Genomic DNA, 13,226 nt, shown 5'->3' with positions numbered 1-13,226 from the left:
GCAATATTGACACCTTTAACTTGAAATAAAAATCCCGTTGCCATGGCAACGGGATTTCATCGATTTGACAAATAATTGAGGTCGTTATTCTAGCCCCAATTGCTGTAAATGCTGTTCTAGCTTCGCTACTTTTTGTGAGACTATTTCCAATTTCTCTAGTTTTGCTTCTATGGCCTTGAGCTTGGCATCTTGTTGTTCAAAAATAACAATCCATTCGTTGGTTTTTAAACCTACGGAAACATTGATCAAGCTTAGATTATTTCCATTCGACTCAGACCAGGCACGACCTATAATATTTTTTAAATCCTGTAGTTGGATGTTGTCCGGCGACACGGCTTTAGCATATCCATCATTATTTCCACTGGCAACTATATAATCTCCTTTTACTACTTTTCCGGCGACCAATGCAGGAACTTGCCCAATAAAACCAACCTTTTCATAAGCATCTTCTTTTCCGGTTTCCGGCATATTCCCGAGAACAATTGGGTTGTAAGAAATGGTCATCACATGGTCTGCATCTTCGGTGTTTCTTGAAATTTTTCCTCCTTTTACACCCACTACCTCTCCAATGGAAAAATTCTCCTCAGGGTTTTCCTTTTCTAACCATTCGGCATAATCGGCCCCTTTAGAACCATAGACAACTCCTTGATTTCTAGATAACTGTCTGGCGCCTAAAATCAGTGGAGTTAAGACAATTTTAGTAGGGGTAGTTGGGATAAATCCGGGGCTTCCGTTTCTTTCTGCCCATCCAACCATTTCTGCTATTTGGCTCGCTGCATCTATTCCAGCTGAAGGATTAAAAAATCCGTCAAAATTCAAATTCAGATTTCCGATATCAAAATCAGCTGTCGGTAAACTTCCTCCATTAAAACTTAAGCTAGGCAAGCTTCCTCTGTTCCAATCAAAATCTAACGCTCCAAAATCTATGGTCAAACTTGGTAAACTTCCTCTACTAAAATTAGGGTTTGGAAAAGACCCCTGCGAAAAATCCAGCGATGGTGGTTCATACTCTAACACTTGGCTAAAATCAAAGACATCGATCAGGGTACTGAAATCTGGAGAAGGAAAGCTTTCAAATAAGTCTCCTCCTAAAAGATCATAGCTTTCAATACGCCCGGCCAAATAGTCTCCATCCCCATAAAAGGATAGGAAATGATTGTCGATGCTTAACGTACTCGCATTTAGTTTTATGGCAATTCCATCGGCATTTCTGCTTCCGCTCGTATTTTCGAACGTGGCAATATGGCCACTACCATTACTGCTCTTCACAAGGAGTGTCGCGGTTTCAATTTCTTCGGAAACTTGTAAATTTCCCGTTAATTCAAGATCACTATTGAGTGCTGTTTCTCCGTTAATTACGACATCATTTTCAAAAACAGAACTGCCTTGTACGCTTAATTCAGCATTTAACGACGTAATCCCTTCCACATTTAGAATTCCGGATAAATTAGTGGATGCGGCATTAGTTACCTGCAATTCATCATGTAACGAAGTAACGCCATCTACCGAAAGGGTTTCAGCGATAAGCGCATTACTTTGAATGGTTACATCTTCCTCAAAATTAGAGGTACCCGATACGGCAAGGTTATCATCCAGTTGTGTTGCGCCTCCCACCGTTAATATTCCATCGAGCGAGCTTTCCCCCAGCACGAACAAGTCTTTGTTAATATTCGTTGTACCATTAATGGTAAAATCTTCATTCATAGTTGTATTCCCTTGTACGATCAAGGCACCGGTGAGTTCTGTCGGACTTTCATTAGCTACTGTCAATTTATTCTGTAACAGCGTGGTTCCGTCTATGACCGTATTCTTGGCAACGGAAAGCGTACCCGAGAGCTCCGTTGCGCTTTCATTCGCCACTGTGAGCGAATTGTTTAAAAGTGTGGCACCGTTGATCGTAGTCATGCCTTCAATACGTGCGTCGCTACCTACTGTCAATTCATTTTCAATAGTAGTAGCATTTCCGACTACGAGATTATTCGAAATCGTGGTGTTGTTCCCCACAGTGATGTCTTCTGAAACAGCAACAGACGCATTGAAATTGGCTTGTTCCATGACGTCCAATGTTGCTCCCAAGCTGGTAGCATCTAACACATCTAATGTTTCATTTAGCGTGGTTGCCCCTGTCACATCGAGCGCACCGGAAAGCTGCGTAGCACTTCCGTTTTCTACTCGCAATGCACCACCCAAAACTGAAGCGCCTACCACCGAAAGATTATTTTCTATACTATTGTTTCCCGAAATGGACACGTCATCGTTGAAAGCAGCGGTCCCCTCCACACTAAGTTCATTCTCGAGATTCGTTATTCCCGCAACTGTGAGGTCTCCATTTAATGAGGTCGTGCCGTTAAGTTCTACTCCATTGTTTAAGGTTGTAGTGCCATCAATTATAACATCGCTGAGAAACGTGCTTGTTCCTTCTACCGTCACATCCCCAGAGGCTATAATATCTCGGTGATAAGCGAAGGGTATGAACGTTAATTTTTGCTGGCTTAACGGTTCGAAATCGGTGCCTTCAAAAGCGATTTCAACCTGAAGATCTTTGGAAAATCCATCCCAAAGAATCTCATCAAACTGCCCTTGTACGGCTTCACCTAGACCTATAAAGACATTGATAAGTCCGTACGCATCGGTTTCCGTGTTTTGAATTTCTTGATATTCTATTGCTCCAGAGTCATCTAGAATCGTAAAACGCAAAGCAATGGTTGTATTCGGAAGAATATTTCCGGTCGCATTCACACCAGGAAGCTCCTGTACATTGGGGTCTATAATAACCGCTTGATAACTAATAGCATCTGTTTGCCCTAACATGACGGTGCACATTAAGATGCCAATAAGTGAAGTAATTATATTTTTCATAATTATTGGGTTTTTTCAATTTGAGAATTGGTATCATTTTCATGTTTTGCTAGGCTGAAAAAAAGTGACACGCCAAGATCATGAGCGTTGTATCGTAGTTGCTCGCCTTTTTTGCCAATTTTAGATGTGATTCCATAGGTGTAATGCACCCCCGCAGAAAGCAAGCTGGTAAGCTTGTATTGAAATAAGGCGCCTCCATTGTATCGGATAATGGGCCCGTCAAAATCAGCGGTATCCTTTAAGTCGAATACTTGATTATTGAGCGTTTGGGTTCCCTGAACCAGGAATTCCGGACCTAAATCGCCCGTTAGATGCAATGTGAACCTATCAATTTCAAATAGCTGAGCATCGATCCCTACCTGTAATCCGGCGTAGGATGTGGTCCATTCATAATAATTGCCTAGAATATTGTCGCTGCCTATGGCTCCGTATTGATGTAGTCGAAGCCCCGCTGTAATTTGCAGTTTTTCTTCCCATAGCGGAATTCGAGTTCCCACGGAGAGAAAAGGTAAATTTTTAGATTGTAGGTTTTCTAACGCCTTGTTTTGTGAATCACAATACTCAAATGAGGTGAAGGACTGTCCCCCTTGAATCATGAACTCTTGAGCCGTACTGCTTGCTGCCAACATGCCTAACAGCAGAAATAGTAGTGTTTTCATAAGATTAGTATTTGAGGAGTTTAGCTTGAAGCGATTTATTACCGGAAACGATACGAACGATATAACTTCCTGAAGCGATCCCGGTAACGTCAATTTGAACTTGTACTGATGGTTCCAGTACTGCCGTACGCACTAAGCGACCGCTGTTATCATACAATGAGAACTCGACAGGATTATCCAGCTCTTCATAAAACTGTATGTGTACTATGGAAACAGCGGGATTCGGGAATAAGACGGCATTTAGTGCATCGTACTCCTGTGGTAGCGGTGTAATTTTAAGCAAAGGCTGTTGAAATCCTTGCCTTGCCACGTGATTGTTGGTGGCAAAGGTTCCTAAGACACTTTGTTGCCCTACACTTTCGCTTACGTATTTCCTATTTACAGTAGTAGATTGTCCGCTCATCCCGATGGAGGAGCGTTGGAGTTGTTGTCCCGTTACGGAACAGGAGGCCAGGAAGACCCCAACGTAGAATAATTTTGTTGCCATAATCGATGGGTTTTGTACGACAATTCTTTCATGTTGAATTGTTGATGTAAAGAAAAAACACCATCAAGCGGAAAGCTATAGGGCGAAACCCCGATTTTTCTAAGGGTTACCCCTTAATTCTGGAAGCATTTTTCAATACCCACTTCAGAAGACTATTTTTTTCGCCGGGTAAGTTGAGTTTTTTGGATATGTTATAACGGTGGGAGTCAACTGTTTTTTGAGACACAAAAAGCATCTCAGCAATTTCTTTCGAAGTTCTTCCTTGGGCGATAAGTTTAAGGATGTTCGTTTCAGTTTTGGTAAACTGCGGCAGGCCACTATCACCTTTTTGCAAGAATTTTTGAATATGACTGCTATAATAAGTCTCACCTTTGAGAACTTTTTCGATACATACGATGATCTCTTGTATGGAGAATTCTTTCAGTACATATCCTTCGACATCTAAGCGTTGTATTTCATCGAAAAATGATTTTTCCTTGTGAAGCGTAAGGAACACGATCTTTGTCGCCACATTCAATGCTCTTGATTTAGTAGCCACTTCAATCCCGTTGAGTAAGGGCATTTCGATATCTAAAATGGCGATGTCCGGAACTTCTTCTGTAATCAATTGTAGCGCTGATGCTCCGTTTGAAGCTTTATAAATCTCAAACTCGGGATAGTGCTTCTGTATTACAGATACAATTCCCTCCAACAGTAGTGGATGGTCATCAGCGATAACAATTTTAATATTCGCTTCCAATACTTATTTATATAGCGTGATTATTACTTTGGTTCCTTTCTCCGGAAAACTCTCAAATTCGATTTTTCCTTTGAGGTAATCGACTCGTTCCGTCAGTGATTGTAATCCGAAACTTTTTGCTTTTTTAATTCCTTTATCCATCTGAAACCCCTTCCCGTTGTCTTCAACGGTAATGATAACTTTGTCTTCGGAATCATCAACCGAAACTTTCGAGGCAGTGGCATGACTGTGTTTTATGATATTATTCAGACATTCCTGAATTATTCTGTACAAATAAATCTCTTGCTCTTCCGGAAACTTCCCGTCAATATTATCAACTTCTTCGGAAATAAAAATTTCAGTCGCCTCATTCACTTCATCAACCATATTGACGATTGCTTTTGTCAGCCCGAATTTTTCCAGTCCTACAGGATGCAAATTTCTAGATAACGCCCGAATTTCTTCGATGGAAGCATCCACCATTTCGGGAACTTTACCTGGATTAATAAGGGAGGTATTTTTAATTAACAGCAAGCGTTGTCCAAGTCCGTCATGAAGTTCTTTGGCAATATGCTTTCGTTCCGACTCTTGTACCAATAGCACGTTTTGAGCAAATTCTTGTTGCATTTTTTGCTTGCGTTTGGCAAAGTGCCGTGATCGTAGCGCGACAATCGTACTAAAAACGAATAACAGACCAAGACCTCCAAACAGCAACCATTGATTTTTTAGTTGGTTCTTCGCATCCAACAAATTGATTCTATTGTTTTGTGCTGAAATTTTATAATCTCGTTTTTCGGTTTCGTACAAGGTTTGATAATAACTCAACGCGTTGGCTTTCGTTATATTTGTTAGCGAATCATTCAGCGTGTGAAAGCGGATATTGTGCTCCAGAGCTTCTTGATACCTCCCTGATGCACGATAGGTTTTAGACAAGAATTGTTCTGCATCCCGAAGGCCTTCCAGATTATTTGTTTCGGCACGTAGTTCGCGCAACGATTCTCCCAATCCCGACGCTCGCTCAAAATTTCCAAGAGCAAATGCGCGTTGCATCTGTGCCTCCAGATAATACGCTTGATTTTCCCCCGAAGCGGTTCTTAAGTCTTCTTGTTTTAACAGATTCCAATATTTCTCGGTCATTGTTAGATTTCCAGCTCTTGCCTGTGCGCTAACCATGCCTGCGAGGTAGATAGGTTTATAATAGTTTTTATAAGGTGATTGTTCAATGGCTGCTAGTGCTTTTTCTAGGTAAGGCAGACTTTCTTCAACCTTTCCACGATTTCTGAGTTCTGCAGATTGATTGAAATAAAGTTGCGACAGAAATAGGTGATGCGAGACTTCTTCCGCCAAGGCAATCGCTTCATTGCGCTCTTTTTCTGCTTGCTCATAGAAGCCGTTGCTCGAATACAGGCTTGTCATCACATTTTTAACATTGATGATCGCCGAGGTACTGCCTGTACTGCGGAAATACGGGATTGATTTTTGAAGGTTTTGAGAGGAAGGCAAAATAGCTCCTAGCGCATAATAAACCATTCCCTTCCCCATATATATCTCTCCAATGGCTTGAGAATCCGTTGTTTTTTTTGCGGCTTTAAGCGCTTCATCGTAATACGTCAATGACGTATTGTATTCGTTACGATTGTAGTATAGGAGGCCGCCGGCTTTATAGAAATTAGCGATCCTTCTATGTTTCTTAACCTTCGAAATATGCTGTTCTTTGAACGATTCAAAGATCTGTTTGGAACTATCTGGATTCGAATTTCTACCGGTGAAGTTATACATTCTATTGACCACATGATAAGCTCCAACATCGACGGAATCAATCGAAATTGAATGTTTAATAGTTGCAATTGCTAAGGAATCAAAATTAAATTCCGAATACCCATAAGTGATAGTCGCGAGGCTGTCGAGCCATTTTAATTTTTCTTTACCGGTGGTTGTTTGAACTTTTTCTGAAAGCTCCTGAACTTGACGTTCGAGTGAAGGCTTCTCTTGTGCAACGCCATGGCTGCTTAAGAGTATAAAAAAGACAAATTGTACGACTGCCATTAATTTCATAGCTACGCATTTGAAGGTTTATCAATACAGTTTGTCAAAATCGATGCGTTAAAGATAACGAAAATGCAGGTATTGACATTTGCGATGGTTTCTTACTGCAAAGAAGGTTATAGCTAACCTTAAAACCTGCAATTTACGTTACTAGCGCAAACATTAAAAAACCCTGCCATATATGACAGGGTTTATACAGTTCGTGAGGGGAAACAATTACTGTTTCACCATCATTTGTGTCGCTATCGATCCGTTAGCACTTACTTTGACAAAATATACTCCGCTTGGAGATGTATTGAGGTCGATCGAGACATTTCGGGTTGCATTAAACGATCCTCTCGCAATCGTTACCCCGTATATATCGAGTACTTCATACGATCCCGTCGTTACCTTTTCCGTAAGAATTTCAAAGGAACCATTATTCGGATTCGGCACGATACTGAAATCGAAACTATTAACATCACTTATGGCGGAACGCTCTTTTTCATCGGTGATGAAGAAGCGTTCTCCACCTTGCATGACACGTCCATACTGGTCTTCTTGAACCACATCCAGTAGGAATCCTTCCCCTTCTTTTAGTGTCACACCCTCGTCCAACCGGAATTGGAACCCAAGTGAGAACGTTTCATTATAACGAACCGGAACATTGGTAAACACTGCTTCCGGGGAATATAATTGTACCACATTATCATCAACTATTTTAACACCATCATTTTCCAAACTTCCTGCTTGTAGCATCCGTTCAAATAATTCTGGTTCAATGGTCACTAACACGTCTCCATTTTCGAAATATGGCCCCGGGATGTAATCTTCAAATCCTCTTCCGTAGAAACGAATTCGAACCCGCTCAGACTCACGATCGATACCACGAACAAAGACACTGGTAGGTGGTGGCAGGTTAACCGGATCTACATCATACACACTCAAATTTTTCCAAGCGATATTGTTGTTATTTCGAACATTCGGACTCACACTTCCAGCAACCTCACTATTCATAGGATCGTTGTCTGATAAGATGCGAGATACCAAGCAAAAATGGTGGACATCGTTGGTAAAATCAGCCGGATTGGGCGGATACCATGGAATTTCAACAAGCGTCGAGGCTCCGGGTGCCAAGGAGGGTACGATGGCCGTCCCAATGATATCACCATGCAATACGCTAGAACCCCCCACATTCTGATAGTAGTTATTAAAATGTGTAGGCCATTGTAAGCCAGTAGAGGCTTTACTGAAATACACTTTCAATACGGCACAATCGGAAGTAGTCGTACCACGATTGCGCACAGTTACGTAGACACCGTTCGGTTCAAGCAGCTTAAATTCTGGATTTTGAGGCGTCGTTCCTCCGTCCAGCGATTGACGTACCCAGATATCTTCACTAATCCACATCGGTCCGGTATCGGGATTGGGTTCATTCCCCACATCGAAGGGTCTGTCTTTCGTGTATAAATCGAATGGGTTAGAGGTCACCGGACAGGGAGAACAAGAGCCCAAACAGCCTCCGTTCGCTACTTCCGCACGGATCACGTTCCCCGGTTGTTGCCCGAAACCATTGGTGAAATTAATTCCTACGGTCTGAATATGACAGTAGCTCATAATGGTCCCTCCCGTGGAAGGAATTCCTGGTAAGGAGCAGCTACCCTCTGTAAATCCGGCGCAGCCATCAATCGCAGTATTATTTCCATTCCACACACAAGCATGGGTATGTCTAGAGCCAAATAAATGGCCAAATTCGTGGGTGACCACCATGACATTCCAACTATAGGTAGGAACATTCGTAACCGTGGAGGTTAGATTCCCGGAAACGGATAGGCTAAGATCTGAATTAGGGTTGCAAATCCCATCGAAACCTGCGGCACGACCTCCTCCTACGTTTCGGAATGTTAAGAGTTGTCCAAGGTCTCCGGTAAAGGCTCCTGTGTTTGCCTGAAACTGTGAGAGCAAGCCCGCTGTACCTGTGGAGGTGTACGGATCGGTGCTCGTCCAAACGTTGATCATACTGATGGAAGTGTCGATCCCTTCATTCATATAAAGGATGGCTACCTGATTGTACAGTGCGGTAACATAGTTTTCGACCCCGGTTACTGAGCCAAAACTCTGAAAAATATCAAATTCGGTTTCAAAATAGAACCGTACGCAGTTGGTTTCGAAAGCCCGTGTTTGTTTTGGAGCTTCTCGGAACAGTATTTCCTGATCGTAGGGTTCAAAATCATCTTCAGTGGTACAATCCAGTGTAGGAGTTTCCCGAAGATTAGTATCATTATACACTATGAATTGATTGGAATCGGTTAGCTTTCCGAGGTTAAAATTTCCTTCGGAAGTAGCAATCAGTCCCATAACATCATTATCAAAAAAACTTATGGCAACAAGGCTATTGGGTTGTCCGCGTACCACCCCTTGAAAGTGTTTCGCGCCGGATTGATTGGGCGGGAGGTTTTCTCCGTCTGAAGTGACCAATTCGTAATTAAAAAATCGTTCGGGTACTGAAATCAGATCAATGGTGACACTGGATTGCTTCCCTAAAGGGATTTGAAAACTCAGCGCTTCCGAAGGGATCGATTCGAGTGGGGCATCCAATTGAAGTAGATGTACCGCCGAAAGATCGTAAAAAGTATCACCGTTCTGATAGCGGGTGGTTGTTTCAGAAAAAACAGAAGTTTCCTGAAAGCTCACGCCATTCGATTTTTGTTGTTGCACCTTTTGATAGATCTGACTTTGACCGAAAGTGAAGGTCGATAGCAACAGCAGGCAAAGCATGACCCCTGTTTTTTGAAGGTTCGAAAGCAGCAATCGATTCACACCGAAGTGATGTAAACGAGCGGCTGCCAGTTCTAAAAGCAGTAAATTTCGTTTCATAAGAGTTGTTTTTAGTTATTAATACATGAAACTTGCCAAGGCCTTTATTAGAGCAAGTGCGTGGTAGAAAGATCTTGCGCCTGGCCATTAAGAAACGGAATCGGTTGCTTTGATTGGGGAGTCAAACCTTATTTAAGATACCGATAATAAGATGGATGTTAGTAATGATTTTCCGTAAAATAACTGAGGTTTAACCTTTTACGAAATAGCACAGGGCGCTTAGTCTCGAATTTTCTTGTCCCAGTAGATGTATCCACCGAAGATGAGGAAACTGGCGATAGACCCGTAGATAAGTCCTTGTTTCAACCCGTCTGTATGTTCTCCCAGAATGGCAATAAACAAGGTGAGCGGCGTAATGCCGAGTAAGGTGGCGCCGATGAATTTCCAATAATTCATGCCTAGGATTCCCGCCACAAAGCTAATGGCGTCATTAGATAGTAAGGGATTCATTCGGGTCACTACAATAGCCCAAAACCCGTAATCATCCAGAAAATCTTCGATCTTTTGTTCGGCCTTGTTTCCGATGAGTCGGGTTACAGCCGTTTCACCGAAATAAGAGCCTATAAAATACCCCACACTCGAGGCACAAAAAATGGCGGTATATACTATTAAACTTCCCCAAATAGGACCGTACGCTACAATGCTTACCACCATGAGCGCTAACGTAGGCACAACAATAAGAAACATCTGCACGATCATGGCAATGATGATCACAAGCGGACCCAACCACCCAAAACCAGCGACCCATTGGCCGATGCGTTCCTGATCGTTACTAGTAAGGACATTCCAGGCCTCATTGAGGGTTTCTTGGAAAGAATCATTCAGAAAATACATGCCAATGATTCCTACCACTATAATAATAGAGAGCCATAGGGGAAGCCGACTTTTCGTATTTTTTTCTGAAGATTTCTTCGACATATGCTAAAAAAAAAGCCAGCTAAATAGCCGGCTTGATGTTGCTCCTCCACTTGGACTCGAACCAAGGACACCCTGATTAACAGTCAGGTGCTCTAACCAACTGAGCTATGGAGGATGGAATTATCCTTTTTTGCGGACGCAAATATAATCTTATTTTTTACCGTTGCAAAAAAGTACTATAAATTTTTTACTACTCGAATAACCAGCGATAGATATCGTTTCCATTTGCGAACAATACTAGGGCGATCAATAGGAAAAAGCCGACCATTTGGGCGTACTCTAAAAACTTCTCGTTAGGCTTTCGACCCGTCACCATTTCATACAACAAAAACATCACGTGGCCACCATCTAGCGCAGGAATGGGGAGAATATTCATAAACGCTAGAATAATAGAGATCAAGGCTGTTGTTTCCCAAAAGCTCAACCAATTCCAGGTATCCGGAAAGAGATTTCCAATAGCGCCAAAGCCGCCAATTTGAGTGGCCCCTTCTTTGGTAAATACATATTTGAACTGAGCGATATAATCGCGCAGCACATTGTATCCATAATTGATACCACCCCCAATACTTTCCCAAAGGGTGTAATCAATTTGCTGGTAGTTGTTCACATATTCTTTAGCGAGATTGTTGATTCCTAATTTCCCTTCTTCATTTGGCGTTACGTTGAAGGTTTGTTCGGAGCCATTGCGCTGTACCGTAAGTGCGATTTCTGTTCCTTTCTTTTCGAAGACGGCTTCCGACATGCCTCGGAAGGTACTTACCGGGGTGCCATCAATGGCCACCACACGATCTCCGGGTTGTATTCCACTTTCCGCCGCCGGATAGTCCGGATAAATCGTATCTACTACAGTGGTACGCATGGGCGTAAAAGGTTGTAAGTCGCCTGCGCGGAACATGTCCATGCCAATATCGTCTGCCAGATCAATAGTTTCTGAAGTTCCATCGGGGTGCGAAACGGTAATGCTTTCTACATCACGCAGAAACAGGTATTTGTTCAGGTTGTTCAGGTTTTTAAAAGGCGCCCCATTGACTGCAGTGACGCGATCTCCGTCCTGAAACCCAAGTTCCTTAAAGTTTTGAGATACCGAAAACCCATTTGGCAAGTTCTCGTTGGTGATGATTCGTTCTCCGGTGCTGTAGAAAATACCAATATAAATAATCACCCCTACAATAATATTTACCGTAACTCCTCCCAACATGATGATGAGGCGCTGCCAGGCCGGTTTACTTCTAAACTCCCAAGGTTGTGGCGGTTGCGCCATTTGTTCTTTGTCCATGCTCTCATCAATCATTCCGGCAATTTTAACGTAGCCTCCCAAAGGCAGCCAACCAATTCCGTAGACCGTCTCACCAATTTTTTTCTTGACCAAAGCAAACTTAACGTCGAAGAACAAAAAGAACTTTTCGACACGGGTTTTGAATATTTTCGCCGGAATGAAATGCCCGGCTTCATGAAGAACAATTAATATGGATAAGCTCAATAAAAGCTGAATGGCCTTAACTGCAAATGGACTCATAAGTACTACTTCTAATATTTCGCTCGCAATGAATTTGCTGTGTGCGAATCAATGCGCAAAAGTAACGGTTTAGCGGCTCTAAAAAAAATAAAAGCACCAAGACCCGAAACAGGCTGGTATGTCGCTAAAAACATTTAACGGTTACAGCTCAGTAAATTATATTTCCCGTCGTAATTTTGCACAAAGTTTGAATATGTTACAGTTCTTTTCTAAGTATAAGTACTTCGGAATTGTACTCTTAGTACTTTCAGCCATTATTATTAGTGTCATGTACCAGGCCTTGTCTCCTAAAAAGGTGCTTCCGGTCTACCAACCTGATGATGTGGCCACCGAATTGGTCGATTCGACGGTTCAATACGTTCGGAAATATCATACCATCGCTCCCTTTTCATTAACCAATCAAAATGGAGAAACCATCACCGAAGCTCATTACGAAGGAAAAATCTATGTGGCCGATTTCTTCTTTACCACCTGCCAAACCATTTGTCCGATTATGACAGACCATATGGCCAAAATTCAAAAAGAACTTCAAAACGATAGCGAGGTGCTCCTCCTCTCCCATACAGTTACTCCAGAAATCGACACGGTGGCACAGCTCAAACGCTATGCGCAGAAAAAAGGAGTAAATGACGCGAAGTGGAACCTGGTTACGGGCGATAAAAAACAAATTTATGACCTAGCCCGTAAGTCATATTTAGCGGCAAAAGACGTTCCTTATAGCGAGTACGACCTCATCCACACCGAGAATTTCGTCTTGGTAGACCGTCAAAAACGTATCCGAGGCTTCTATGATGGAACCGACCCAGAAGCCATCGATGCCCTTTTGGAAGATATTGCCATTTTAAAACAAGAGGAATAGGTAGCAAAAGCAACATTTATCCTTTTTCAGCTCAAGTATTTCCGTTACATTTGCACAGTTTAAATTCAATCTAAATAACAATAATGCACACGCTTGCAAGCTTACGACGAGGACAACGGGCCATCATCAAGCATTTTTCGGTGGAAGATGTGCCCCTCAAACTGTTGGAAATGGGTTGTCTGCCTGGAAATGAAGTGTCTCTGGTACAGCAAGCTCCGTTTCAGGACCCTATTTACCTCAACATCAACGGGAGCCACTTGGCCATTCGGAAAGCCACCGCATTGCTTATTGAAATTGAACTGATCTAG

At 42.4% G+C, this 13,226-nt stretch carries 10 protein-coding genes and 1 tRNA gene; 2 read left to right on the top strand and 9 right to left on the bottom strand.

From position 1 onward, the window contains the following. Positions 1 to 84 precede the first annotated feature (84 nt). From PO830_RS08260 to rseP, 9 genes are all read right to left on the bottom strand, one after another. Entirely contained in the window at positions 85 to 2,859 is a 2,775-nt protein-coding gene (locus PO830_RS08260; protein ID WP_272853068.1) for a hypothetical protein, read from the bottom strand. Between the two features lie 2 nt (positions 2,860 to 2,861). After that, positions 2,862 to 3,518 (bottom strand): outer membrane beta-barrel protein, encoded by a 657-nt coding sequence (locus PO830_RS08255; protein WP_272853067.1) that lies wholly within the window; start codon positions 3,516 to 3,518, stop codon positions 2,862 to 2,864. A gap of 4 nt (positions 3,519 to 3,522) precedes the next feature. After that, the gene (locus PO830_RS08250) at positions 3,523 to 4,005 is read right to left on the bottom strand and encodes a T9SS type A sorting domain-containing protein (protein ID WP_272853066.1); all 483 of its coding nucleotides are present in this window, start codon (positions 4,003 to 4,005) and stop codon (positions 3,523 to 3,525) included. Positions 4,006 to 4,111: 106 nt separating this feature from the next. After that, positions 4,112 to 4,744, bottom strand: a complete 633-nt coding sequence (locus tag PO830_RS08245) for a response regulator (protein ID WP_272853065.1) — start codon at positions 4,742 to 4,744, stop codon at positions 4,112 to 4,114. A gap of 3 nt (positions 4,745 to 4,747) precedes the next feature. Further along, positions 4,748 to 6,778: a sensor histidine kinase gene (locus PO830_RS08240; protein ID WP_272853064.1), complete on the bottom strand. Its 2,031-nt coding sequence runs from the start codon at positions 6,776 to 6,778 to the stop codon at positions 4,748 to 4,750. A gap of 207 nt (positions 6,779 to 6,985) precedes the next feature. Further along, entirely contained in the window at positions 6,986 to 9,625 is a 2,640-nt protein-coding gene (locus PO830_RS08235) for a M12 family metallo-peptidase (RefSeq protein WP_272853063.1), read from the bottom strand. Between the two features lie 219 nt (positions 9,626 to 9,844). Then, positions 9,845 to 10,543, bottom strand: a complete 699-nt coding sequence (locus tag PO830_RS08230) for a TVP38/TMEM64 family protein (RefSeq protein ID WP_272853062.1) — start codon at positions 10,541 to 10,543, stop codon at positions 9,845 to 9,847. A 41-nt stretch (positions 10,544 to 10,584) separates the two neighbouring features. Beyond that, a tRNA-Asn gene (locus tag PO830_RS08225) sits at positions 10,585 to 10,658 on the bottom strand. Between the two features lie 75 nt (positions 10,659 to 10,733). After that, positions 10,734 to 12,059 (bottom strand): RIP metalloprotease RseP, encoded by a 1,326-nt coding sequence (gene rseP, locus PO830_RS08220; RefSeq protein WP_272853061.1) that lies wholly within the window; start codon positions 12,057 to 12,059, stop codon positions 10,734 to 10,736. A gap of 193 nt (positions 12,060 to 12,252) precedes the next feature. Between rseP and PO830_RS08215 the strand changes: the two genes are divergently transcribed. Together PO830_RS08215 and PO830_RS08210 are read left to right on the top strand one after the other, a co-directional pair. After that, positions 12,253 to 12,918, top strand: a complete 666-nt coding sequence (locus tag PO830_RS08215; protein WP_272853060.1) for an SCO family protein — start codon at positions 12,253 to 12,255, stop codon at positions 12,916 to 12,918. Between the two features lie 83 nt (positions 12,919 to 13,001). Further along, on the top strand, positions 13,002 to 13,226 hold the full coding sequence (locus tag PO830_RS08210; RefSeq protein WP_442870068.1) for a FeoA family protein: 225 nt from the start codon (positions 13,002 to 13,004) through the stop codon (positions 13,224 to 13,226).

The organism is Altibacter sp. HG106 (genome assembly GCF_028561755.1).
In the GTDB taxonomy this organism is placed as follows: Bacteria; Bacteroidota; Bacteroidia; order Flavobacteriales; family Flavobacteriaceae; genus DFVG01.
Note: the sequence above shows the minus strand (reverse complement) of the source record. Positions and strands in the feature narration are given on the sequence as shown.

What these genes read in the sequence shown, in the direction of transcription:
- PO830_RS08260 (WP_272853068.1), bottom strand. Translation starts at nt 2,859, where the DNA reads ATGAAAAATATAATTACTTCACTTATTGGCATCTTAATGTGCACCGTC.
- PO830_RS08255 (WP_272853067.1), bottom strand. Translation starts at nt 3,518, where the DNA reads ATGAAAACACTACTATTTCTGCTGTTAGGCATGTTGGCAGCAAGCAGT.
- PO830_RS08250 (WP_272853066.1), bottom strand. Translation starts at nt 4,005, where the DNA reads ATGGCAACAAAATTATTCTACGTTGGGGTCTTCCTGGCCTCCTGTTCC.
- PO830_RS08240 (WP_272853064.1), bottom strand. Translation starts at nt 6,778, where the DNA reads ATGAAATTAATGGCAGTCGTACAATTTGTCTTTTTTATACTCTTAAGC.
- PO830_RS08235 (WP_272853063.1), bottom strand. Translation starts at nt 9,625, where the DNA reads ATGAAACGAAATTTACTGCTTTTAGAACTGGCAGCCGCTCGTTTACAT.
- PO830_RS08230 (WP_272853062.1), bottom strand. Translation starts at nt 10,543, where the DNA reads ATGTCGAAGAAATCTTCAGAAAAAAATACGAAAAGTCGGCTTCCCCTA.
- rseP (WP_272853061.1), bottom strand. Translation starts at nt 12,059, where the DNA reads ATGAGTCCATTTGCAGTTAAGGCCATTCAGCTTTTATTGAGCTTATCC.
- PO830_RS08215 (WP_272853060.1), top strand. Translation starts at nt 12,253, where the DNA reads ATGTTACAGTTCTTTTCTAAGTATAAGTACTTCGGAATTGTACTCTTA.
- PO830_RS08210 (WP_442870068.1), top strand. Translation starts at nt 13,002, where the DNA reads ATGCACACGCTTGCAAGCTTACGACGAGGACAACGGGCCATCATCAAG.